We start from the raw sequence: 25332 nt of genomic DNA, 5'->3' as shown, positions 1-25332 counted from the left end.
AATTCGGCATTATCGCTTCAAACCGTGCCCACAATAGCGGCCTTCCATGTGGGGCTGTGAGAGTCTTGGAGAGATCGGAAAATGTTGTGACAGCTATCTCAGGAGGCGATTGATCACGGCAGCCTCTCAGTCATGCGCTGGCGCAGTCGATCCTGGACATGGTTGGCGAAGCTTAGAGCTACCGGCCACCGAATATCGCAGCAGTCGCAGTTGCCAACAAACCCGCCGGTGTCGTTTGGCCATTGCTGCGCTTTTGGAGGAACCCATGGACATCTGGGCGAACGGAACATTGCGGCTCTAGCCCGGATTCGATTCGACGCCGTCTGGTCGATGTGGTTGCGAGGATAAACAGCGATTGATGGCAAAGCCGTGCTAACCGAAACCAGTTGTGCCGATTGAGTGCATGGAACTTCGCGCTGGTCACGTGTGCTTGGAAGCTCGCTTGTGGATCTACCATCAAGGCCGGTGTCGCAGCGGTATATTAGAAGATGGGAATAGATGGCTGCGACCGCAGATATTCGGCAGAATTGCTCATTTAACCCTTGGTAAGCCGACCTGCGGGCTGCTCCCGTTATCGGGCCTGGCCGTCCTCCGGAAGACGGAATTTGGTGTAGCCCGAAAACGCGCCTGGCTGCAGAATGCCGCTATGGGCGGCTAGATGTACCTGCGGCTGTTCGCCCGCGCGATCCAGGAATAATCGAACAACGTCGACCGTCCGGCCGCACCGCTGGACGGTCGATCATCCGGATCGTAGACACAACTTCCGACCATATCTGTCTTCGTGCCGCCAACGCTATCGGCCTCGATTGACAGGCTGAGCGGAACGGCTTCCCGTCCGAAGCGCTCGATCTAACGGTAGAGCGGCATTTGCTGGCCGAACGTGTCGAACAGGACCATCGGCAGAAGGTTGGGTCCGGCCCGTCCGCGGGGAATCGCGTGGAGGGGGAAGGAGCCTTGCTGATATTTTCGCAATCGTTGCAACTGAGCTTCTCTCGTATCGTCTGGATGAGTTTCCATTGGCGCGGAGGATGATCGGGAAAGAGTTCTTCGCGGCCCGACCGCGGCTGAAGCCGGTGTCGTTAACGGTGTTCGCGACTTCCATTTCGGCTGCGTGTTCGTCCTCGGTCGCCGCGATCTGCAACTCTGCCAGTTGAAGCTCCATCTGAACTTCATCTGATTGATCAGCTGTGTGCGAGGCTCCGCCTTGGAGCGGCAACGCTGCCGCGAGAGTTTTTTGATACGCCGTTGCAGTCGGCCGATGACGGTAGATCACTGGACGCCTTGGCCCTGCTGCCGGCGAGCTCGGCCCTCTGTCTGCGCGGCTTTGGCGCGTGCCGCGATGAGCTCTGCCAGCAAGTCAGCAAAATCGCTAGGGAACAATCAGCGCTGTTTTCCATGTTGAATGCAAATCGCAGAGAGCCTGATTTCCGCAGCCCGGCTCACACGGCGCCGCCAATTTCCGCCTGACTCCTTCCAGTGGATAGCACATCGAACCAGCCGTCAGCGCGATTGCACCATTCTCTGTCGCCGGCCAAATGAGGCGGCTGCGCTCAGCAATGCGTTTCGGATACAGCGATAGCCCGATCCCATCATACCAGTGGACTATTATCAGCTGCGGCTGCGAAAGGCGAAGGCGTCGCCCTTAAACGGATTGCGGCCGGAGCCTTTTCGCACCAAAGCGGCCGATCCCGCCTGCCCTCGCGCACCTCGCAGTGACCGCTTGCGATCCACACCCTCTCCCCGCAATTGACCGGGATCATTTGAGCGCTTCCATCACCGCGGCCACCAGTTCGGGATGCGCTTGCACTCTAATTCTGACCCTCACGCCATTCCGGACAACGCACATGGCCGGTTCGAGCGCTCGGTGCTGGCGGAATCAACGAGCTTGGCTGGTACGAAGCCGAGAGCGGCCTCCTGTATCAAAGCCCGCCGCCGCCATGTATAGATTAGGCAGGGTGAAACCTCGAACTGGTGAGTGACTTCAGAAACCACCTTACCTGGCGAGAAAGTTTCAGCCCATATCTGCGCGCGATCTGACAATAACCACCGCCCACGCCTTCTCTTCCCGTCCGCAACACTGCATATCTCCTGAATTGCCTGGTGTGTTCTTACGTCCGCTCTCAAGAGCGGATACTCAAGGGACACGCGGAACTAACCAAGTCGGTTTCCGACGAGGGGCTTTCCATCAACCGGGGCAGCGCTTTCCATTAAGATTACCCTGTCGCCTCTCCGTCGATCGAAGGGCGCGAGATTTGCGGCCTGAGCTTCGGATGCCAGGATTTGCAAACGACGTCCGAAGATCGGAGCTATTGGCGACCCTTGACGACGTAGAACATCTTCTAACCCAGCCGGTACGGCGGAGCTCGGACGCAAGGGGAGGCCTCACGATCCTCAAGGTTCCGCGAGCAGAGATGCCGATCCCATCCAAAATGGAGCCGGGTTCTAGCTCAGATCAATGGACTGAAGGTCTGGATGTCGGCCTCGCGCCGACGGGGCGTGGAACTTGGTGCTGCGCAGTTGACCGCGGTCATCGACGGTAAGTCGCTGAAGATAAAGTGTTTTCTGAAGCCCTCATTTTAACCGCGGCACAACCAAAGTCAGGATTGGGACAGAGGGAAGTCAAATCGAATTTTCGTTAGAGGGAAGCCGTTGGGAATTCATGAGCTAAAGCCTTCACCTGCACTGTCAAAAGGTCCAAGACGCATTGTAGCTTGGATAAATCTTACTTGCCCGACGAGAGAACTTCAGCGGGGCGCCCTGCCAGGCATGGAGCTCCTTCGTGCAGTTCGACCAGACAGCCTGCGGAGGACCATAAGGCCGAAAGAATGGGGTCGAGGAGACATTTGGTCGTGACGGCGTCCTCGTCAATTCGCGAATGAACAACTCCTCGGGACCGCCGGCTGGAAAGCTTCTGAACTCGGAATGGTCGGGCAGGCGCATTGCTGTCATGTAGGCCAACATGTCGGGGGCTGTCATTCTCGCATGCACATCAACGCCTTCGGCGTCGTTGTTGAGGACGAAAATTACCCGGCTATGTACGCCACGCATGCTGGCCCCTCTGCGAACTTGCTGAGGTTACCGGTGCCAGAGAATAGCGCCTTTTGTGGACATCGATAAATCGAAGGAAGTCTTCAACAAAGGGCCGCGGCAGCTTCAGAGCGTGTTGAAGGATGCGCGCATCCGATGTTCCTGGGTGGCTGTGAGGTCTCACAGCGCCCGCCGTCGGGCGGGAAATGGCCGCGTTTACCCAGCTACCATTGACGAGCTAGCCATGAAGCCAGAAAACATCTACGTCAGTGTGATCGGATCCGTTTCAAAAGCCTGTCGAATACGCGGGAAGGAAGGGAAGTCTGGAGCCAAATCAGCTCCTTTTGGGCCGCCAACGCGCTTAATCCTGGCCGCCTGGGAACCTAGTCCACTGCGTGGGCCGAGCCGGTCGTTGGCGGGGCCCTTGTCGTCGAAATCGGCGCGTTACCGAGGTTTGCTGGAGGCCATTGCCGGATGAGGCGGCAAAATGCGTCGACGGTCATATAGCCAGGGACGGGCACACCGATCGTTTGGCAGAGCGAAGCCTCCTCCCTCCATCGCTTGTGCGTAGCTCGCGTTGGCGGTCTCGAACGACGACCCGATAAGGTCGAGCGTGGACTCCCGACAAAGGTCGTGCGACCGCGGCATCGTGCTGTCCGAAATCCTCGGTGGGACTCTTGCGATAGTCGTCAGAGCCAATCTGGTCGGATTTGATTTGCATTGGGTCCGGTCTCCCTCCTTAAGCCGCCCCCCGTGATTGATCCCAGCGGCTCGCGGAGTGGAAGCCGCCATGCCTGAGTGACTTTGCTCGCTGGATGTCAGCTCTTATCAGCTGTTGTGACGGGACTTGCGTTCGGGGGCTTGCGGGGCCGTGCTGCCTGTCTCCGTGGAACGAGGAGTGGGCGGCGTTGGGCGCAAATTGCGAAGCGGTTGACGAGGAACGCTGGTACTCGCCACGGTCAGGACGGGCCGCACGGAGCTTCTTGCTCTTCTTCATTGCCGAGACGGGCGGAGAGGGGAGGAGGGAGACGATATGAACTACCCTACCATTGGCCGCTTTTTTTGCTTCAACACCGGAAAACGACCCTGCGTAGTCTGCCCGCCTTCGTTGGTCTGCGGGTTCAACGGCTTGCTATCCATATGGTGGTAGAACGAATTCGGCCGGGCGTTCGCAAAGAGTAGGGTTTCGAATGCACAAAGGCCGCTATCGCCCCTTGGAGCGTGTCCGCTGCGGTATCGGGCTTCAGAAGCGCTCGGCCTTAGCCTTCTGGATGTCGACTCCTTGGCCAAACTAGGTCCCGGCTTGCCGTCCAAGGTTTGGCATCGTTTATGCCGATCTATGTTTCTTTCTCTTTGGTCTTGCGAAAGTCCAGATCGTCAACGCCCGCGCAGCCCATCGCAGAAATGCATATTTCACGAGCGAATCTCAAGACGTTCGGGACACTTCATATTCTCATTTTATGGATGGAAGGAGGAGCGGGGAGAGCAACGCGCCGTCTTGGGTACCGGCATCGCAGCTTTGGATATGGCGAGGTCTGGTGGAAGCGGCTTCTATAAGCGATGAACAGGGCGTGTCGAACGCAGCGAAAAGCGCCGTTGAAAAGGTTTGCGACCGTCTCGCGCCGGCAGGCTTTTCGGTGGTCGGCGCTGAACGCGACACCGACGGCGATCCAATCCTGCTCGTCGACGTGAAATGGGTTTTCTCGGACAAGCCGATCAGTTCGAAAACTACCTACGGACTCTCGACGGAGGTCCGCAATGCGCTAAGTGCGATCGGTGAGGCGAGGTTCCCGCATTTCAGGCGCCATTTCGACGAACAGCAGAGGATCGCCAGCTAAGCCGTCGCTCACGAGCTGATGGCACGGCACGGCGGCTCGCTAAGGCCAGCCCAAAGCGGCCACGCCAGTGCGACCTGAAACGGGGCGCGAGCACGGTCTATTAAGTCCTGTTTCACGCGCTCGTCCATGACTGCGCTGGTCTACTTGTTGGAACCCACGATACGCGAAGTGATCCCGCTTGCGCGCAGGTCTATCGTACGCTCGAACACGGAGTTGCGAAAAACTCCAGCAGGGCTGCGGCAAGCCGCGGTTGCCTGATGTTATCGTATCCTTTGCCGAGACCGCAGTTACTTTGCAGGAAGAGCGTCATCGCTCCGACTGCGATCTCATTGCGCATTACGTCTGTGCCGAAATGCTCGTTTTGATCGACAACTACGAGCAGGCAATCAATGACATAGAGTCCGCGTCACGACCGTATCGCAAGGCACTTGCGGTCTGGGTTCTTCTAAAAAGAAGCGATAGCCCGTCATAGGATGCGGAAGGGAGTATCGCGGTGACGGAAAGTTATTGCTATTTAGCTTCTGTTTGCGAGATTTGCGGCGTTAATTCAGTTGGTTAATACCTAGTAAATTGGCTTCTATTGTCATGCGGCTTTGTAACCGAGGCAAATTGGGTGGCGATGCCGCTTTCACGGGCGAAGCGCGTAACGAAGCGTGATCATACCATAGCGTGAAGAAATACAAGACGCCGGCGTCGGCTGTAGTGGGGCAATGTCCGGTCGGTAGTAGGAAGGGGAGGGGCGCCTAGGCTTTGGCTGCGACATGGGTGGCCAACGGCGGAATGGCCTGGCCTTCGAGACCGATGCGATCACCGAGATACTGCCAGAAGGGCAGTGCGAGCTTCCTGCAAGTCTTCATCAGCCCGAGCATGGTGTCGCGAGCGACGCTACCATCGCGGCTCATTGTGCCGCCCGAGATCTGACGAATCTGCGCAGATCTCCGAGGCATTGATGTGGGGCGGGGTGCCTGGCTGTTCCAGCACCTTGAGCAGTTCGTCCTTTCGGCGACAAAGACGAGCTAGGGGCTTGTCGAGGTCGCCAGCGCCTTTGGATCGATTGTGCCATGCTGAATAGCGTCGGATCTGGATCCGCGCTTGCCAGGAGTTTTCCTGAGATCGCGACCGGGTTGCCATGGGCCACACCTTGGGTTCCTTTGAGGATGCGGGTGGGTCCGCGCACGATCTTCGGCTTGGCATTGAAGGTGAAGGCCTTACTTCTATTCAGCTCCTGCCGCATTCTGCTCTAAATCGGGTTATCGGGCCCTTCTGGCCCCAATTGTCATTCCCACGTCTACATGTTTGCGTCGCCCTTCGGGCCCGGCTGTCGGCAAGGCGGGAGCCCTTCCCGGTTGTGCGATCCGTGCCGCTTGCGCCCAGTCGTCCACAAGGGAGGCTTCGCCGCGCTCAATCCCGTCGTCGCCGATCCGCTATTGCGCGCCCTTGCAGCCGCCGGTCTTCGCGGCTTTCGGGAGATAGCCCAAGGGTTAAAGAGCGGAAAGGAACTATGGACATGGAAAGACACGACATCGAGATGCTGCGCGAAAAGGTATCCTGCGTGGTTGTCCTGGAGCAGGCGGGATTTCAGATCGATCTGAAGGGAAGCACCCGCCGGGCCGTTAAATATCGGAGCGGCAGCGACATCATAATTGTCACTCACGCGGGGAGGGGCTGGTTTGATCCTCTTTCGGACAGGAAAGGCGATGTCTTTGCCCTGGTCGGTTGGCTGAAGCCCGCCGACTTTCCGGCGAAGGTGAAAGCTGTCGGTGCGCATGTCGGTGTGCAGCCATCCTGCCTGCCGATATGGACAGCGCTGAGCCCTCGCACGAACCATGGCGCGATCCCCGAACGCTGGTCGGCCAAATCGCTTCTACGAACAGGAACGCCAGCATATCGCTATCTCGCCGACGCGCGCGCCATTCCCCGGGCTATTCTTGGGCAGGCCATCCGAGCACGGCTGATCCGGCAAGGTCCCTTCGGCAGCGCCTGGTTCGCGCATGAGAACGACGCAGGGCAAATCTGCGGCTGGGAGGAGCGCGGACCGGAATGGCGAGGATTTTCCTCCAGCGGTAACAAGATCCTCTTTCGTTTCGGCAAGCGGTCATCGAGGCGGCTCTGCGTGACAGAAGCGGCGATCGATGCCCTTAGTCTCGCAGCGATCGAGGGCGAGCGCCGAGACACGCTCTATACGAGCACCGCCGGCGGCTGGTCCCCGGCAACTGAAGAGGTGGTCCGAAAGCTCGCTGGAGGCGTCGGTCTTCTCGTCGCGGCGACGGACCGCAACAGCCAGGGCGAAGCCTATGCCGACATGCTGCGCCAGATTGCTATTCGACAGGACTGCGGCTTCCAGCGACTTCGTCCGCTGCGCGGTGACTGGAACGAGGATCTCAAGGAAAGAAATGGGGGATGAAGGAAGGTTTGCCGCATGGGGTTTGCCGCTTCAAGGGCAAGGCTTCGCCCGCGTGCGCGGCCCTTGACCCGGAAAAAGCCCAGGCGGCCTGGGGCGTGAAGGGTGATCAAAAGGTCTGGAGACAAGGTGCTTCGGCCAAAACCCGAGGAGAAGACCATGTCCTGCCATTCCCAACCCCGCAAGATCTTCGAAGGTGTCGCCTGCCGCCACGAATTCTACGCGCTGCTGAGCCGCCACAACCAGTCGCCGTTCGACGAGGAACGGCTGAGCGGACGCCGTTATGCCGGTGAGTGGTTCGAGGTCACCGAAGAAGATCATGACCGTATGTTCGAGATCCTGCCGCCGCTCTTCATGCGCGGCGATCACTTCGCGATGCGTGAGTTTCTGGCGCAAAGCATCACTAGCGTTTTCTTCACCCTGAAGATCGACGGCCGATTCCGTTGGTTTCATGCCTATGGCGATCTGGCCGCAGCCTGCTCGATCAACCGCATCCGCGCGGCGATCATCGACCGGGAATCACGTTCGGTGCGGTCCATGAGCCGTGCCGAAAAACTTGAACACATCTGGAGCATCACCGGGCCGGATTTCCGTGCTTTTGCCGATCAGTGTTTTGCGGCGGACTTTGCCGGTCGGCGCATCCTCATGGTCTTTCCTGCGGTGCAGGGGAAAATCTGGAAGCTCATCGATGATCTCACCGACGAAGAGATCGCGGCCAAGCTTCCGGTGCAGTTCCGCCACCTTGGCGAATCCGTCGCCGCCTGATCAGCGCCGACGATTCGAACCCTTCTGACGCCATAGCACTCGCCAAGCGAGCGACACCGCTTGGCGCAGTACGCCCTATCACCAAGAGGAAATGCCCGATGGCACATGACGACATCTTCACTTTTGACTTGTTTTCCAATGCTGGCCGACTGGCCGGTTTCGATCTTTCCTTCAGTTCCGACACCCTGGCGCCACGCGGCGAAGGGGGGCGACCCGTCGATAATGCGCCGGTGCCACAGCAGACGGTCCAAAAAGGAGTCTCCGATGAGGATCCGCGGGCCGGAAACTTCAGGCTCTTCGGCAACCGCGGCTTGGCGAAAGGCTGGAAGGACAGGGCAGCCGGAAACATAGCTGCGATCCGGCTTTCGACCGAGATTATAGGTCAGAAGCGCTCTGCCTCTCCTGAGGAGCAGGCTCAGCTTATCCGCTTTGCCGGCTTCGGCGCCTCCGATCTTGCCAACGGCGTCTTTCGCCGTCCAGGTGAAGGAACCTTCGCCAAGGGTTGGGAGACGCTCGGCCGTGACCTCGAGGCGGCCGTCTCCGGCGCCGATTACGCCTCGCTTGCCCGCTGCACGCAGTATGCCCATTACACGCCGGAGTTTATCATTCGCGCCATCTGGGCCGGTCTGCTCCGCCTGGGCTTCAAGGGCGGGCGCATCCTCGAACCCGGCATTGGGACCGGCCTGTTTCCGTCGCTGATGCCTGAGACGATCGGTGGTCGAAGCCGCGTTACCGGTGTTGAGCTCGATCCTGTCACTGCCCGGATCGCCGGTCTGCTTCAGCCGGGCGCCCACATTATTAACGAGGATTTCACTCGCGTATCGCTGCCGGCGACGTTCGATCTGGCGATCGGCAATCCGCCCTTTTCCGATCGCATCGTCCGCTCCGATCACCTCGATCGAGGCGAGGGGCTCCGGCTCCACGACTATTTCATAGTCAAGGCGATCGCTGCGCTGAAACCGGGTGGGCTTGCCGCGTTCGTGACGTCAGCTGGCACGATGGACAAGGCGGATATCCGGGCGCGCGAGCATATTGCTGGCATGGCCGATCTGGTCGGCGCCATCAGGTTGCCCCAAAACGCCTTCCGTCAGGATGCCGGAACCGACGTTGTCGTCGACATCCTTTTCTTGCACAAGCGTCGCGCCGATGCGCCGGCCGGCGACGAGAGCTGGCTTCAGCTTTCCGACGTGCAGGAAACACAGGAAGGGATGGGACCGATCCTCGTCAACCGCTGGTTCGCCGACCACCCTGACATGGTGCTGGGACGCCACGCAATCGTATCGGGCCCGTTCGGCGAAGCCTACACCTGCCTGGCGCGCGAGGGCGATCTGGAAGCGGCTCTCGAAACGGCGATCGAGATGCTTCCAAAAGGGGTTTATGACGGCGAGCCGGAGGCCGTCGATCTTGGCCAAGGGGGTGACGCTGGCGAGGTGACGGCCGAACGCCCAGACGATCGCGGCGTGCGCGAAGGCAGCTATTTTATCGGCAAGGCGACGGCTCTGATGCAGATCGTCGATGGTGAACCGGTTTCCGTCGAGGTGAAGAAGAGCAGGGGAACGGACGGCGTCTTTGCCAGGCAGGCGCGCATCATCCGCAAGCTCATCCCGATCCGCGACGCCGTGCGCGAGATCCTCAAGTTGCAGGAGCGGGACCAGCCCTATGCCCGCGCGCAGGTCAGTCTTCGCATCGCCTGGTCGAGCTTCGTGCGTGATTTCGGGCCGATCAACTTCACTACGGTCTCGAGCACGGAAGATCCCGAGACCGGTGAGGTGCGCGAGACGCATCGGCGCCCGAATCTATTGCCCTTCCTCGACGATCCGGATTGCTGGCTGGTCGCCTCGATAGAGGACTACGATCTTGAGACTAACACCGCAAAACCGGGTCCGATCTTTACCGAGCGGGTGATCGCACCGCCTCCGGCGGCGGTAATCACTTCGGCCGCTGACGCGCTTGCCGTCGTCCTCAATGCGCGCGGCCATGTCGATCCCGACCATATCGCCGAACTTCTGCATCGTGACGTGGCTGACGTCATCTCCGAGCTCGGCGAGGCGATCTTTCAGGATCCAGCAAATGGTGCCTGGCTCACGGCAGACGCCTATCTCTCCGGCGCGGTGCGCTCGAAGCTTGCGATCGCAACGGCCGCCGCGGAGCTCGATCCTGCCTTTGCGCGCAACGTGTCGGCGCTGATGCGTGTGCAGCCGACCGACCTGCGTCCCTCCGATATCACCGCCCGCCTCGGCGCGCCATGGATCCCGGCCGCCGATGTGGTTGCCTTCGTGAAAGAGACGATGGAGGTCGAGATCACTGTCCATCACATGCCCGCACTGGCCACCTGGACGGTTCATGCCCGCCAGTTGGAATGGTCCGCCGCCGGCACCACCGTATGGGGCACCCATCGCCGCCATGCCGGCCAACTTCTCTCCGACGCGTTGAACTCATCGGTGCCTCAGATCTTCGACACGATCCGCGACGGCGAGAGAGAGCGCCGGGTGCTCAATACCATCGAGACAGAAGCTGCGAAGGAGAAGCTTGGCAAGATCAAGACGGCCTTCCAATCGTGGATCTGGTCGGATCCCGACCGCACCGACCGGTTAACGCGCATATATAACGACACCTTCAACAACATCGCGCCACGCGCCTTCGATGGCTCCCATCTTCAGCTTCCCGGCGCCTCTGGTGCCTTTTCTCTTTATGGACACCAGAAACGCGGGATCTGGCGGATCATCGCGGCAGGTGCGACTTACCTTGCGCACGCCGTTGGCGCCGGTAAGACGCTGACCATGGCGGCGGCGATCATGGAGCAGCGCCGGCTCGGGCTGATCAACAAGGCGATGCTCGTCGTTCCCGGCCATTGCCTGGCGCAGTCCGCCCGGGAGTTTCTCGCTCTCTACCCGAATTCCCGCATCCTCGTTGCCGACGAAACGAACTTCGTGAAGGAGAAGCGCCACCGTTTCCTATCGCGGGCGGCGACTGCCAACTGGGCCGCAATCATAATTACCCATTCTGCCTTTCGCTTCATCTCCGTGCCATCGGCATTCGAGGCGCAAATGATCCAGGACGAGCTGGAGCTCTACGAAGATCTGCTCATCAAGGTCGATCGCGAGGACCGGCTGTCGCGCAAACGCGTCGAGCGCATGAAGGAAGGTCACAAGGAGCGGCTGGAAGCGCTCGCCACCCGCAAGGACGACCTGCTGACCATCTCGGAGATCGGCATAGACCAGATCATCGTCGACGAGGCACAGGAGTTCCGCAAGCTCTCGTTCGCCACCAACATGTCGACGCTGCGCGGGGTCGATCCGAACGGCTCGCAGCGCGCCTGGGACCTTTATGTGAAGTCGCGGTTCGTCGCCATGAAAAATCCCGGCCGTGCCCTTGTGCTCGCGTCCGGCACGCCGATCACCAATACGCTCGGCGAAATGTTCACCGTCCAGCGGTTGATGGATGCGGCGGCCCTGTCCGAGCGTGGTCTGCACGAATTCGATGCTTGGGCTTCGACATTCGGCGACACCTCGACCGAGCTCGAGCTGCAGCCGTCAGGTAAATACAAGCCCGTGACGCGGTTCTCGCAATTCGTCAACGTCCCCGAATTGATCGCCATGTTCCGCACCTTTGCCGATGTCGTTTTGCCGGCAGATCTCAGGCAATACGTCAAAGTACCCTCAGTTTCCGGCGGCCGCCGTCAAATCGTGACAGCGGAGGCTACCCCGGCTTTCAAGGTCTACCAGAAAACGCTCGATGCCCGCGTCAAGGCGATCGAGCTGCGCAATGGGCCGACGAAACCCGGCGATGACATTCTGCTCTCCGTCATCACCGACGGCCGGCACGCAGCGATTGACCTGCGTCTCGTCGCCGCCGAGATCGGCAATGAAATGGAGAACAAGCTCAACGCGCTGGTCGCCAATACCCATCGCATCTGGCGGGAGACGAGTAAGGCCGACTATCGCCGCAAGGACGGCAAGCCGTTCGAGCGATCCGGGGCCGGGCAACTGATCTTCTCCGATCTCGGCACCATCTCCGCGGAGGCGTCGCGCGGTTTTTCGGCTTATCGGTGGATCCGCGACGAGCTGATCCGATTGGGCGTGCCGGCCTCCGAGATCGCCATCATGCAGGACTTCAAGAAGTCGGAGGCGAAGCAGCGGCTCTTCAACGATTTCAACGCCGGCAAGGTGCGGGTGCTGATCGGATCCTCCGAGACCATGGGCACGGGTGTGAATGTGCAGCCGCGGCTGAAGGCGCTGCATCATCTCGACGTTCCCTGGCTGCCGTCGCAAATCGAGCAGCGCGAGGGCCGGATCGTGCGCCAGGGCAACCAGCATGACGAGGTCGATATCTTCGCCTATGCAACGCTTGGCAGTCTCGATGCCACGATGTGGCAGAACAACGAGCGAAAGGCCCGCTTCATTGCGGCGGCCCTCTCTGGCGATACCTCGATACGCCGGCTGGAGGATATGGGGGAGGGGCAGGCGAACCAGTTCGCCATGGCGAAGGCGATCGCGTCGGGCGATCCCCGCCTAATGCAGAAAGCCGGGCTCGAATCCGAGATCGCCAGGCTTGAGCGGCTCGAAGCCGCCCACATCGACGATCAGCATGCCGTCCGCCGGCGGATCCGCGATGCGGACCGTGATATCGAGCTATCAACGCGCAGGATTGCCGAGATCGGCAGAGACATCGAGCGCCATGGTCCAACTGCCGGCTTCGAAATGGCCGTCGGCAAGGTCCGATATGATGAAAGGAAGCTCGCCGGCCGGGCGCTGATGAAGGAGATCCTGACGCTGGTCCAGTTGCAGCAGGAAGGCGATTTTCCCATAGCGGCGATCGGCGGCTTTGCGCTGGAATATCGCGGTGAGCGCTCTGGCCGTGACGGCTACCAGTATTCAACGATGCTGAAGCGAACGGGCGCCGACTACGACATAGACCTGCCTGTGACCATCACGCCGGGTGGCGCCGTGGCGCGCCTTGAGCATTCTCTTTCGAACATGGAGTCGGAGTGCTTCAGTTTCCGAAACAGATTGAGCGATGCCGAGCGGCGGTTAGCGTCCTACCGGCCGCGCCTCGGAGAGGCCTTCGCCTTTGGCGCCGAGCTTGCTCTGAAGCGCGATGAACTCGATGACATCGAGCGCGATCTCGCCGCCACGCAGGATATCGAGGAAGGCGAAGGAGAGGCCGCGTGACTGCAGTCGGTTCAACGATCGTCCTTCACGCCGGCACGCAGCGCGTCGTTGACGCGCTCCTGCCAGCCTAAACCCTCCCGCCTGAAAATGGGTGGGCACGTCGCTGTCGATTTTCAGGAAGACGGCTCCTTGACGTTCGGCAGCGATCGCCGTTCGACGGCAGCCCGAGCTTCTTTGCCGTCTTGGACAAGACCTCCGCCGCGTCAAGCGGATTGACCGGTCGGCTCGTGGTGGCCGCGTTATGCTTCTCTCCAATGGCTCGGTGTATCTGTTCTCTCTCCATTGGGCTCACCAGCCGGTCCGTCCCTTGCCCGGACGATCGTCGCTTTCGGCATTGTACAATCTCATGACTGACGCCCGACTTGTCGCTGGCGACCAGAAGTATGGCGCGTCGTTCCATCGCAAAAGCGTAGGCAAGGCATCATACCCCGTCCGCTGCCTCGATACGCAACTACTTCATGTTGGCATGGGCCGAGCCCTTCAACTATCAAGGTTCTAAAGCTTTAATCGGCGCGTCCCGCGGACTCCGTTTCTGCCTTAGATTGCCGCACTATCGGCGGGGCTGGGTTTTAACCTCGGGAAAGATTGCAGAGAGAGAGAGAGAGAGAGAGAGAGAGAAGTCTTTCGCAGGCCAAGGCTCCGGCTGACGCTGGCACTCAATCGCGACGGTCGCGGCAGCAGGCCTACGGTCCGCGCAAGGCGATGCGCCTCGCTTGCCCGCAAACCGGCTGCGCTGCGTCGCAATTGCGGCCGGATCCTCGGCCTGCGGTCGAGGAGATGTCTTCGAGGTGAAGACGAGGATGTACGGCGAACCGCGCCGTTCCCAAACTCCCAAAGGACACGCCCATGTATCTGATCTCAATCGACCCGCGCGCTCTGAACGAAAACCCCGACAAGACGCGCCGCTCCAAGTCATCGCCGCAGGCCGACGCCGTGCTACTTGCATCCATCAGGGCCGTAGGCATCGTGCAGCCGCCCGTAATCGCCCCTGAACGGGACGGTGGCAACGGCTTCGTCATCAATGTCGGTCACCGCCGTGTCGCGCAGGCAATCGCTGCCGACCTGCCGGAAATCTTCGTTCTTGTCGATGATGCCACCGACGATGGCGGCGCGATGCGCTCGGCGGTCGAAAACATCGCCCGCGAGCCGCTAAACCCGGTCGACCAATGGCGCGCCATCGAGCGCCTGGTGGCGCTCGGCTGGACGGAGGAGTCGGTCGCTGCCGCCCTGGCTCTCTCGGTTCGCCACATCCGGCGCCTGCGTCTGCTCGCCAATGTCTTTCCCGCGATGCTCGAACATATGGCGCGCGGTGATATGCCGACTGAGCAGCAGCTTCGCACCATCGCGGCGGCTGGCCACGACGAGCAGGCCGAGGTCTGGAAGAAATACAAGGCGAAGAAGCAAGAGCCTGCATCCTGGTGGGAGATCGCCAGGGCGCTCACCAAGACCCGCATGCTTGCAAAGGACGCGAGCTTCGGCGACGACTTGGCCCAAGCCTACGGCATCGTCTGGCAGGAGGATCTCTTCGCGCCGGCTGACGAGGATAGCCGCTACACCACCGATGTGGAGGCATTCCTCGGCGCCCAGCAGGAATAGCTCTCGAGCAACCTGCCGAAGCGTGGTGCCATCATCGAGGTCAACGACTGGGGCCAGCCGAAGCTGCCGGCGAAGGCGAGCCAGATCTATTCGAAGCCCGGAAAGGGCGACAATACCGGCTGGTACATCAACCCGCGTGACGGTTCGGTCCAGTCGGTCGCCTATCGACTGTCGGAGGCCAAGACGGCGCCGGCAACTGGAGAGGCTTCGGAGGCGGATTCTAAAACAGTCGCGACCAAGCCGCGGCCGGACGTCACACAGAGGGGTCTCGACATGATCGGTGATTTCAGGACGGCAGCTCTCCATGAGGGGCTCGCTCGCGCCCCGATCGAGGACGATACGCTAATCGCTCTCCTCATTCTCGCATTTGCCGGTATCAACGTGACGGTCGCGACCGGTTCGTCGGACAATCCCTACGGGCATGCCGATTGCAGCAAACATGCCGCCCGGCTGATCGATGGTGAAGGCAAGCTTGCCTTCGATCGCGACACGCTGCAGCAGGTGGCACGATCGGTTTTGATCGATGTCATGTCGTGCCGCCGCAACCGGTCCGACAGCGGCATCACCGCCCGCATCGCCGGCGAGGTGATCGGCGCCGATCAGTTCCTTTCCAACACTGCCACAGAGCAGTTCCTCTCCTGCTTGTCGCGTTCGGCGCTTGAAGCCGCCGCGGAGGCATCGGGTGTCGCCGGCCGCATCAGGGCCAAGGATACACGCGCCGCTCTCGTCGAGCATTTTTCGGAAGGACGCTTCGTCCATCCCGAGGTCCTGATCGCGCCAGCGCCCGGCGAGGTCGCCAGGTGGGCTGTCAGATACATGACCAGCTCGTCCGAGCCCGAGGCCGAGGAGAACGAGACGTCTCGCCGTCCTGAATCCGAGCCGGATGCGCTCGATAAAGAGACGGAATTCCAGGAAGCAGCCGAATAGGCTTCACCGCATGTGTCATTCGCGCCGTCGGCATCATCCGGCGGCGTTTCCTTGATTGGACCAGCGCCGACTTTGACCACAATAGAAAGGGATCCGGTTGATGATGCCAATTCAGGCGAACGGTCGAGGAGTGGGCACATCACCAGCGGCAGCTGGCGTTCCTCGGTAGTCGTAGTAGTGCCACAAGGGTCTCGACCCCATGGGGGCTTTCGCAACATGCCGCCGGCCGTGACAATGGCATCGTCGTCCATAGCAACTGCAAGCCATGGCGGTTCCGCCCTGACGACGGAGCGCAAGCAGACATTCCCATCTCGCCGCACACAACGCTGCTACGCGGATTGCGCCTGTGCCGCCGTTGCGGTCTCGTTTCCCGATCTCTTCACAGACTTCGAAAAACGCCATGCCGACGAAACGCTCCGGCTATCCCTACGCTGGGAAGTGATGCACCCGAAGACGCTGGGGGCCGGCCAGTCGCGCGCGAAGGATCGCCGACGGTTCGAACAGGAAAACGCCAAACGCTGGGTGTTCGCCTCTGAAATCTTCTCCACCCAGTGCCCGGGTCCCGTGAATTGCGCGGCAAGGCCTGGCCGCCGGCACGATGGCGAGCAGCGGCGCTACCTGGCGGCGGAGGAGTTCTACAGCATCGGCGATTTCGTCTTCGTCATCGACGAGGCGCGAGACGACCGATATCCGAACCATCGAGCTTCATCGGCTCCGAGCAGTGAGGCGCCCCCGAAGCCGCCACTCGTAGGTAGGCTGAACACCCGCTAACTGGACATCAGTTTGGCCGGTGAGCGTCGATCATGGTCGGGTCTGCCGAAAAGGCACGGAGGACCATTGCCGATGCACGGGTTGCATGGCGCAGGCCGCCGACTCCTCGTCAGGCCGTTGGCAAGCGTAGGATGGTGGAGGTGCAGACCACAGCTGTCGAACACCGCACGCGCTTTGCGAACACGAAGTGCGGCACTGAAGCCGCCGCAGGGTTGCCTTCACGATCGGCGCGCTTAGAGGTGAGCTTCTTGGGCAGGAACGGCGAGACGACGATGATTTCCCGCCGCGTTGGACGAGAATGCGGACGTCGAGCGGTTCATCCGGCCCAGCCTCTCGGGTTTGCTGCGGTCTGAACCGGACGGCGTCCTGGTCAAAGGCCGCGTTCCGCGCCGCGAAGCGGCAGGCTCGACGCTTGCTTCGCAAGGCGTGGCCGCGTCCACTGCAGACCGCGGACGCGGCCCGCACTGTCCGCAACCCCACCTTTCTCCCCACGCATCGTCCTGACCTTTGGCCAGGCCGCTTCGCCGGCTCGTATCGACCGCACCCGACGGACAGCGCCGGACAAACGGCAGCCTCGGGCATCGCTCAACCAACACGGACAAGGACATTCATCATGGTATCGCTCAACCGTTCCGCCCCGAAAGCCCGCCCAGCCGCCCCGCGCGCGACCACCCTCGAAATGGTCTGCCACGCCTGCCCGAACAGCGCGCAGGCCCAACGCATCTCCGAAAGCTTCGGCCTGCCCGTCGTCGACAGCGACGGTATCCGCGAACTCCACCGTGCCCAGCTGATCGACAGCGCCGAAGCATTGAAAGACGGTCTCGCCGAAAAGGCCATGCAGATCCACATGCAGCGCCTCGTTGGGTCCTTCGTCGGCTCCGCTTACGGCGCCGGCCAGTTCTACAGCCGCTCGGTTACGGAGGCCCGCGATCTCACCACCAAGCTTTCCAACGACTATCGCGATGAGGATCTCGAAGGCCCGGTCGGCTTCGACAGCCGCGCACAGCGCAAGCGCGAATTCGCAGCCGACATGGGCCTGCAGGCACACGTCCTGCGCATGGCCGCAGAAGGCGCTGTCAGCGCCTATGAAGAGATCACCGGCGAGACTTGGAAGCCTTATGAGCGCGCAGGTGTTGTGGCTTCCGCTCCTTCGGTCGACCAGAAGGCCGCTTCGCTACAGATGTCCGCCTTCGACTGACCGGAGGGGCGAAAGCCCCTTCGTCATCCGAAATGAGGCCGGTGCGCCGCGCACCGGCCTTTTCCCGTGTCGTTGGATGGGCCTTGCCTATCGCGGTTCGTCCCGGTTTGCGGTCTAGCCTCGTCCGGAGATGGACGGTCGCAACGGCAAGCCGTCCTCCACTGTCGTTTCGGCCCGCCTGCGATAATCGAATTATCAGCCGCGATGCCGGCGGGTGCACCGTCTCCGGCCTCCGCTTCCTTGACCGCCGTGACGAACCGCGAAGGGCGCGGTTCGCGGGGTTGAGGGACAAGGCCATGAAAAAGTCAGACAAGAATGCCGGCGAACGTGCAGACATTTATGCACGCATTACCGACAAGATCATTGCCGCGCTCGACGAGGGTGTGCGGCCGTGGGTGCAGCCATGGAGCACGAAGCATCTGAGTGGCCGTGTTTCGCGGCCCTTGCGTCATAACGGCGAGCCGTATTCGGGCATCAACGTGCTGCTGCTTTGGTCGGAGAGCATGGCACGCGGCTTTTCTTTATCGACATGGATGACGTTTCGCCAGGCATTGGAACTTGGCGCTTGCGTCCGCAAGGGCGAGACGGGCTCGATGGTGGTTTATGCCAACCGCATCAGCAAAACGGAGACCGACGGCGAGGGGCAGGAAGTCGAACGCGACATTCCCTTTCTCAAGGCCTACACGGTGTTCAATGTCGAGCAGATCGATGGCTTACCCGAAACATACTCGGTTCCGAATGAGGGCAGTAGCGTGCGACCCGTAGACAGAATTGGTCACGCGGATGACTTCTTCGCAGCAACCGGGGCCGTCATCCGTCATGGTGGCGACAGAGCCTTCTATGTGCCGGGATCGGACTACATCCATTATCTGAACGGCCAATCTGTCTCACCTAACTGTTTAGGCGCTCGCATGGCCACCCGAAATAGCCGGCGCGGCGTGATTTCGGTGAGTACGCTTGTTGCTGACGACGGCGCCTTGGTCTTGCCTTAACGGGTCGCGATCCTTGGCAGGTTCTCAACGGATTTGGTGCGCTTAACGATATCACCGACCGTGTTCTTACTGATGCCAAGATCACGGGCGATCCAGCGATAGCTGCGGCCTTCGGCGACAAGCGCGAGAACTTTGGGTGCAAGCCGGTCGGATTTGGGTCGTTGCCCAGTCTGACGGCCAAGTTTTTTGCCCCGTGCCTTTGCTGCGGCGAGGCCGGACTTGACCCGCTCGCTGATCAAGTCACGTTCAAATTCGGCAATGCCGGCTAGAAAAGTCGTTAGCATCCGACCATACGGCGAGGACAAGTCGAAGGTCACACCGTTTGTGGCGATGACCGACACTTTCCAATTTGCCAGCGCGCGTAGCGTGTTAAGAAGATCGATGGTCGAACGGCCCCATCGTGAAAGCTCCGTGACAAGGATGGCGTCGATTCGTCTGGCCTGGGCGAGCGCCATGATCTTTTTGCGCTCAACCCGATCAAGCTTCACGCCTGAACCCGTCTCTTTGAAAACCGCCACGACGTCGTAATGGGCGCGAGCAGCGAACGATATCAGGTCGCGCTGCTGCCGCTCACACGACTGGTCGGCGGTCGAAACCCGACAATAGATGGCGGCACGTTGTCCCAATTGAACCTTCCGGGATTTTAGGATCGGAGGGCCTTGATAGGGATGGAGCGAGCGTTGTCCAGAACAGACTATAATTTATTGGGGACAAGACATGCCGCCGATGACTGTTCCGGAGCGACGGCAGCGCTAGCCGTCATCCAATTTGCCCACTACCGACAGCAGTTTACCATTCCTATTGGCGCTGTCGCGTTGCAACAGGGCGCGGACCTGAAGGTGCTGGGCCACCACATTCGCTGCGTCGCGCTGATCGCGCGTCGCATCGATCTGCTGGTGCTGTTTGAGAGGCGGGGACGCGGTCTCGGCCAAAATCGCTCTGAGCTCCGCCACGATTGCCGGAGCGCGGTTTGCAGTTGCCCGGCTGACATTGGCCTCGCGCGCCAGATTGGTAACCGTCAAACGTCCATTGGTCCGGGTTGCATTGCCGCAGACAAGCCGGGTCAATGCGGCACGTAGCGCGCGGTCGGTCGACATGCTGACCGGCTTCAGGGCGGTTCCTCCCGGAGGGGAGCGATCAGCTTGCGCATTCGATCTCGGTCTTGCCGGATGGCGCTGCGCTGCAGGTTCGACAAGCGCCTTTCTTGCAGCATGGCTTCGGCATGCGCGATTGCTGCTTGCCACGCTGGCAAATGGCGGCGTGCAATGCAGGAGTTCGGGCAGCGATCGGGAGCGCAGTTCGACAGGATAGGCTGGCTTGTTGAGGTCCCTGACCGGGTGAGGCAGAGTGCGGTTGCCGGCTCGAAGAAGCAATCGTTCAGGTAGCCGACATGCAGCGTGCGTGCGAGGTGAGCAAGCATTGCCTTCATGCGTTTGCCATCCGCAATGACGCCGGGCAAGGAGCCAATCTCCTTCGTCACCCGTTCGATCTCGTGTATGACGCGCGATGCGCCCGGGCCGGTCAAGCGTTCTCCGCGTCGTGCCGCTTCATAGTGCTCTACGATGTCATCGAGCTGGCCCAGATAGTGTTCCTGTTCCACTTCCTGACGGAAGCCGGAGGTCGATGAGCCGGCATAGCCGTCGAAAATTGCCACGGAGGCATGCTTGTACTGGATCTTGCCGGCGACCACTCCGAAGGGGCGGTTGGCGATATACCAGGCCACAGTGCGGCGGAACTGCCGCGTGTTGAAGATCCAGCATCGCCCATCCACGAGCGGGATCGCCGGTTCATCCGCGGTTCCGAAACGCCGGTCCAAGTTCTGGCGGAACCCATTGATACGTTGCACCACGTGCGGCACGCCGCCATCTCGGGCAACTTTACGATGAAGAGCGACCCAGATGCAGCCCTGCCTGCGCTGTGGCCGATGTCTTGCCACGAGGCGCTCAGCCACTTCAATGGCGCGTACAACTGGCGCGATCGTCACCCACTCCTCGACGCTCCCGCGCTCTTCACGCCCTTTGTAGACGGTACTGCGTATAGTCAGCCGCTCAATCATACCATCGGCGCTGCGTTTGCGCTGCAGGGAGCCGGATTGCATTGCCTGGACTTCACTATCGCGCATGCCGGTCAGATAAGCGCACAGGATGTAAGCGGCGGTCTGGAGCTGGCGCTCTTCGTGTGCCAGGGAGAAATCATCGAAGCGAGACCGCCATGGACGCCCGCTCGTCGGATCGATGGTGATCGGCGTGTCCATGCCACCGTGCTCGACGCCGAGCTCCTGCACGGCTTCGAGCAGAAGGGCAAAAGCCGCCTTATTCTGGATGAGGTTGCTCGGACGCACACAGCTCTGCAACGAAATGAGCCGAATGTTCAGTACTTCCCCCTTGAGCCATTTGCCTCGAATGAGAGCATCTCGCAGGCCTGCAATGTCGGCGGGGTCATTCCACACAGGGATGCCACGGCCAGCACGGCGGCGGATGTCGATGTAGGACGTCACGCGTGCGACGACGCTGCCCGCAGGAGCTCCGCGCGGGCGGGCCGAATAGCCCGCTTCCAGTTCATCCAATTCCTCGCGTGCTGCAAAGATGTCGATGGAAAACAACTCGACATAGCGAAGCGACCATCGCAGCAGTTCGGCGATCACCGCGTCGGGTATGCGCGGTGTCACATTCTCATACGTATGCCCGCTACAGCCTGCCACTCTGTAGGGTGGTGCGCCGTTCCAGGGCACAAGACTTAAGCCGCCATGCGTCAGGAAGCGGGCCAGCCGATGCAACTGCAAAGCCGGCCTCAAGCACTCAGCGATCCGGTACGGCGAAACCGAGCGGTTCTTCTGAAACACGAGATAAGCATTGAGAAGATCCTGATCGATGAGAGCTGCATCGAATCGTCCCTCTCGTTCCCGAACGAAGGTCATAAGCTGACGTAGCGTGCCGAGCGCCGCCCGTGCACTCATGGGCCGTAGCCGACGCGCGGCGTCTGGCAATCGCTCGTTAAGCCAGGCGTAAATGTATTCCTTGGCGGTGAGCTTCTCCCGCGGACAGGTGATGGTGCTGAAGTCAAGCGTGCGGAAGGCATGCCGTGCCATGTCCTGAAAGATTGCCGGATCGAGATCCCAGACGTCGTCGCCAAAACGAGAAAGTGCTTCCCGATTCGTCCCATCCTTCAGCTTCATCGACTTAAGAACAATGTCAGTGTCGCTGCGGATGCTGGAGGTGCGCGGGATGTGGCCGAGATTTGCCGCTGTCATCGTGCTATCGCCTCTACCGGCAGATAGAGGAGCATCGGATCTCTTGCATCAGTCGTCCTTCGGGCCGCTTCCAATACCTGTGGAGCAAAGGCAGGAATGATCTGATGAGTGATGCGATGCCAAGCGCGCGCGAACTTGACTGACCACTCTTCGGCATTGAGGGCAGCACGCTGATCGGCCATGAACGATTGGAATGCGAGGAGCGCCGGGAGCTTGCGCTCGCTAATGACGGCGTTCTCGCATTCCAAGCACCCCCAGAATGGCGTGGGGCAGGGATCGCCGGCTTTTGCGAACGGGCTATCGTAAAAGTTACCGCATCGCGCCATCCACACGTCTTGGTCATCTTTTGCGGGAGCCTGGTCCTGCGGCTCGACGGCAGGGTTCTCCTGCTCGCTGGTGACGAGGCGTGGTCTGAGCGCAGCGTCGAGAGCGTCGTGAAACGCGTCAGCTAACGTCTGTTCATGGACATGGCGCAGGGCAGGTATGTCGGCATAATGCCTGGCTGCGACAGGGATCGAATGGCCGACGGCGAACTGCTCGAGTTGCCCATTGGTGCGACGATACCATTCGGCTTTAAAGGTCTTTCGAAGCCGGGAGAGCTGCAAGCGCAGCGGCCTGCCCTCATCATCTGTAAGTTTGTAGCGTTCGACAAAAGCATCGACTCCCTGCGTGCCATCGTCGCTCAGCGATCGCAGGCCGTTGACGGTCCAAAGGACCCACAATCGATCTGAACCAGTGTGCCGGCGTGCCCGTTCGGTCAATGAGATCGCGAGCCGCATTAGTCCGCCTGGCGTGGCGATCGATCCGTCCCGCACCCGCACGTGTTTCCATTCCGAGCCCCGCGCCCGAGGCTTGTAATACTCGATCTCGACATACCCTCGGGTAGGATTGCGCAAGCAATCGGCCTTCAGACGGTTCAGGCACTCCATCTCCATACCGGTCTCCAGCGACAGCAGCACCAGGAACGCGGCGAAGTCGCTTACCGTTAAGTGGAATCCTCTGTGCGGCAACTCGATCTTGCAATCAATCTTGTGATATCGGGCGAGATTTGCGAAGCGTTTGAAGGCGGGATGTTCTGCCTCGATCCAGCTGGATCTTGCGATCTCAACGAGGACGGCATCATAAAGAACGCGCAGCCGCGTACCGGCGCTAAGTCCGAGTGGAGGCGCCGGAAGGTCGTCGCCGAGTACGATGCGCTCACGGGCGTTTGCCACTTGTGTCCGCGCAGCGGTTCGCAATGCTTCGGCAATCCCACTGCTGTAAGCGTCACGAGGGCGCCCGCCGCTGCCGTGACCACGCCCCAGATAGCGCAAACGCGATACGACGTCGGGTGTGAGCACGCCAGGACGATCGTTGACGGCGATCCGCAATACACTGATCAGTGTCGCCAGAAGTTGCCGCTGGGACGATCGGTTCCCTGCATTTTGCTCCAGCCAATCTTCGTAACCGTCAATCAGCTCGACGGTTACGTCACCCAGTGCACGTATTGTGTGGCGCTGAGCATCGAGAAACGACCAAAACCGCCGCAGCATCTTCACGCTATTGCGTACTGAGCGCCAAATTGGGGTTGGTCCCATCTGACGGATTCGTTCCCGGAGCAGCGGCGCGATCTCCACGACGAAGGATGAGGGAGTCAAGTCGGTTAAATCCACGATAAACTCGTTGCCCGTATCAACACGCACGGCGAAGCGGCGCGGATCGACAGTCGTAGTGGTCGCGGCGGTATCCGCGTCGGAGCTATCTGACTGCGGCGGAAATTTGGCCAGCCTCCCCCGTCTCATGGCGCGAACTCCTCGGATCCCGCGTCTAGCCCGAAGTTGCTTACGGCCGCATCGACGATCTCCTGACTGTCGGCAAGATGGTCGAGATAGATGTAAGTGCTTTCGATACGGCTGTGCCCCATCAGCCTTTGAAGCTTGAGCAGCGGATCGCCGATCATCCGTCGATAGGCGGAGCCGAGCTGTGCCGATCGTTCGCTGACCACCCACCGGACCTGCTCGCGCAAAAGCAGCGTCAACATGTGGACGGCAAAGCTATGACGGAGCATGTGGGGAGTGATATGCATGTCATCGAAACCGAGGTGGCGGCATCGTTCGCTGGCCCGCATGAACACGGCTTCCCAGGCCGCCATCGACACTGGCTGCCCATCCTCGGTCAGCCAGAGCGCCAGGGGTGAGCCGGTCGTCTTGTCGATGAGGCGTACCCGATCCGATGGACGCAACTGGTCGACGCTTACTCTGACCGTGTGATCGCCGTCGGCTAGGCGTAAAGCGCGATGCTCATATGCGGCTACTGTGATTGATCGAGGCATCCGGCAGATGCGCCCGCGCCGCCGGTGACGTCCAAGAGCATTCTCCCGCTCAATCAAACCATAGTCGTGAAGTTGCCTGATCAGACGAATAGGCATGCGGATATCCCGCCCACGCGACCCCTTTGCCGTCGCAGCAGCCAGACGGAAGGCTAAAGAGCGGACTGGAGAGCCTGTTTCGGTATCCAACGTTGGCAATTCGCTCAGCAGCAGGCTCGATGCTTCCTGTAATCGCAGACCTGTCGTGATCAGCAGTTCCGCAAACAGAGCATTGCGCGTACCATTGCGTCCGCGCCAGCTCGGGTCTTCCTGCCCGTCAGGAAGTCTGCCGCGCAGTCCGACGTCGCGAAAAACCAAATAGCGCGGCATATCCAGGAATTGCACATCTCCGTTGCGACCTCCACTCTCCTTGGCACAGTTGATCGCCACGGAGACGACCGCGCCCGAGGTCGGTGCCCGTGACCATAGCTGCCTGTAAGTGAAGGGGGCCGTTGTGATGATCTTCTCATCGACGGCCCATCTATAGAGCTTGTCGAGAGCCGCGATCGTTCGGTTCCAGGAAGAGGCCGAGATGCGGAAGGGCGGCTCGGACAGGCGCCGGGCCTGGTGGAACGCGGCGATGTCGTCACGGTTCGCAGCCCATACAGACTTGCCGCCCCGACGTTCTTCCAGAAAACGCATCCACACGACGATGTCTCGCGCATATGCGCGAAGGCTGTTCAGGGAGCGTACGCCCATGGTCGGGCAGGATCGCAAGAAGCGATTGAGGTTGTGGTCGTAGGATCCTTCTCCGCCAAGAATGAAGGGCATACCCTCAACGAGCCCGAGCTTCTCTGCAGCCGCTATCTTGTCTGCCTCTAACGCGTGTGCAACGCCGTCGATCGTCACCGAACGAGGCAGGGCAGAAAGGTCGGTGAAGAAGAGCTGGGGCAAGAGGACCTCTTCGAGCAGCGATGTTTTGCCGGGACGGGCTCGAGCCCGCCCCGGCAAAACATCGCCCCATCGCGCAACGCCGCGCGTTCTAATTGCCGGATATGTTGATCATGAAGCCGTGACACTTGTGAGACACGGCCGCAGAGCCGAGATAA

General features: G+C 60.6%; 13 protein-coding genes and 3 pseudogenes. 8 read left to right on the top strand and 8 right to left on the bottom strand.

Translation table 11 applies throughout. From position 1 onward, the window contains the following. Positions 1–560: 560 nt before the first annotated feature. Positions 561–1397, bottom strand: a pseudogene (locus tag BLU15_RS40215) (IS66 family transposase); the annotation flags it as partial. 424 nt (positions 1398–1821) lie between these two features. After that, positions 1822–2145, bottom strand: coding sequence for a transposase (locus tag BLU15_RS40950; RefSeq protein ID WP_090300130.1), 324 nt, complete (start codon positions 2143–2145; stop codon positions 1822–1824). Positions 2146–4598: 2453 nt separating this feature from the next. Here BLU15_RS40950 and BLU15_RS28945 point away from each other — a divergent pair. Then, entirely contained in the window at positions 4599–4865 is a 267-nt protein-coding gene (locus BLU15_RS28945) for a hypothetical protein (RefSeq protein WP_244546841.1), read from the top strand. Between the two features lie 743 nt (positions 4866–5608). On the opposite strand, the gene BLU15_RS40210 is transcribed toward BLU15_RS28945, so the two are convergent. Beyond that, on the bottom strand, positions 5609–5767 hold the full coding sequence (locus tag BLU15_RS40210) for a hypothetical protein (RefSeq protein ID WP_244546840.1): 159 nt from the start codon (positions 5765–5767) through the stop codon (positions 5609–5611). A 605-nt stretch (positions 5768–6372) separates the two neighbouring features. Between BLU15_RS40210 and BLU15_RS28930 the strand changes: the two genes are divergently transcribed. The 7 genes and pseudogenes from BLU15_RS28930 to BLU15_RS28900 form a co-directional block, all read left to right on the top strand. Further along, positions 6373–7269 (top strand): DUF3991 and TOPRIM domain-containing protein, encoded by an 897-nt coding sequence (locus BLU15_RS28930; protein ID WP_090300203.1) that lies wholly within the window; start codon positions 6373–6375, stop codon positions 7267–7269. Between the two features lie 156 nt (positions 7270–7425). Further along, positions 7426–8031: a DUF1419 domain-containing protein gene (locus BLU15_RS28925; protein WP_090300128.1), complete on the top strand. Its 606-nt coding sequence runs from the start codon at positions 7426–7428 to the stop codon at positions 8029–8031. 98 nt (positions 8032–8129) lie between these two features. After that, positions 8130–13202 (top strand): helicase-related protein, encoded by a 5073-nt coding sequence (locus BLU15_RS28920; protein WP_090300126.1) that lies wholly within the window; start codon positions 8130–8132, stop codon positions 13200–13202. Positions 13203–14048: 846 nt separating this feature from the next. Continuing rightward, a pseudogene (locus tag BLU15_RS28915) lies at positions 14049–15725 on the top strand (ParB/RepB/Spo0J family partition protein). A gap of 234 nt (positions 15726–15959) precedes the next feature. After that, positions 15960–16496 (top strand): DUF7007 domain-containing protein, encoded by a 537-nt coding sequence (locus tag BLU15_RS39100; RefSeq protein WP_143034276.1) that lies wholly within the window; start codon positions 15960–15962, stop codon positions 16494–16496. A 613-nt stretch (positions 16497–17109) separates the two neighbouring features. After that, entirely contained in the window at positions 17110–17694 is a 585-nt protein-coding gene (locus BLU15_RS28905) for a hypothetical protein (RefSeq protein WP_090300121.1), read from the top strand. Between the two features lie 296 nt (positions 17695–17990). Beyond that, a pseudogene (locus BLU15_RS28900) lies at positions 17991–18557 on the top strand (ArdC family protein); the annotation flags it as partial. 125 nt (positions 18558–18682) lie between these two features. On the opposite strand, the gene BLU15_RS28895 reads toward BLU15_RS28900, so the two are convergent. The 5 genes from BLU15_RS28895 to BLU15_RS28875 all read right to left on the bottom strand — a co-directional run bounded on the left by BLU15_RS28895 (position 18683) and on the right by BLU15_RS28875 (position 25177). Further along, positions 18683–19312: a recombinase family protein gene (locus tag BLU15_RS28895; RefSeq protein WP_090300115.1), complete on the bottom strand. Its 630-nt coding sequence runs from the start codon at positions 19310–19312 to the stop codon at positions 18683–18685. A gap of 126 nt (positions 19313–19438) precedes the next feature. After that, complete coding sequence (locus BLU15_RS28890) at positions 19439–19783, bottom strand: hypothetical protein (protein WP_090300113.1); 345 nt, start codon at positions 19781–19783, stop codon at positions 19439–19441. Positions 19784–19794: 11 nt separating this feature from the next. Next, a complete protein-coding gene (locus BLU15_RS28885; protein WP_090300111.1) occupies positions 19795–21936 on the bottom strand; it encodes a hypothetical protein in 2142 nt (713 codons plus the stop codon). Then, entirely contained in the window at positions 21933–23717 is a 1785-nt protein-coding gene (locus tag BLU15_RS28880; RefSeq protein WP_090300109.1) for a phage integrase SAM-like domain-containing protein, read from the bottom strand. The genes BLU15_RS28885 and BLU15_RS28880 overlap by 4 nt, the downstream gene beginning before the upstream one ends. Beyond that, positions 23714–25177 carry a tyrosine-type recombinase/integrase gene (locus BLU15_RS28875; protein ID WP_090300107.1) on the bottom strand — a complete coding sequence of 488 codons (1464 nt, stop codon included), beginning with the start codon at positions 25175–25177 and terminating at the stop codon, positions 23714–23716. The genes BLU15_RS28880 and BLU15_RS28875 overlap by 4 nt, the downstream gene beginning before the upstream one ends. Positions 25178–25332: the final 155 nt, after the last annotated feature.

The organism is Ensifer sp. YR511, assembly GCF_900103045.1.
GTDB lineage: Bacteria > Pseudomonadota > Alphaproteobacteria > Rhizobiales > Rhizobiaceae > Ensifer > Ensifer adhaerens.
The sequence above is the reverse complement of the archived record's forward strand: the minus strand, read 5'-3'. Positions and strand labels throughout refer to the sequence as shown.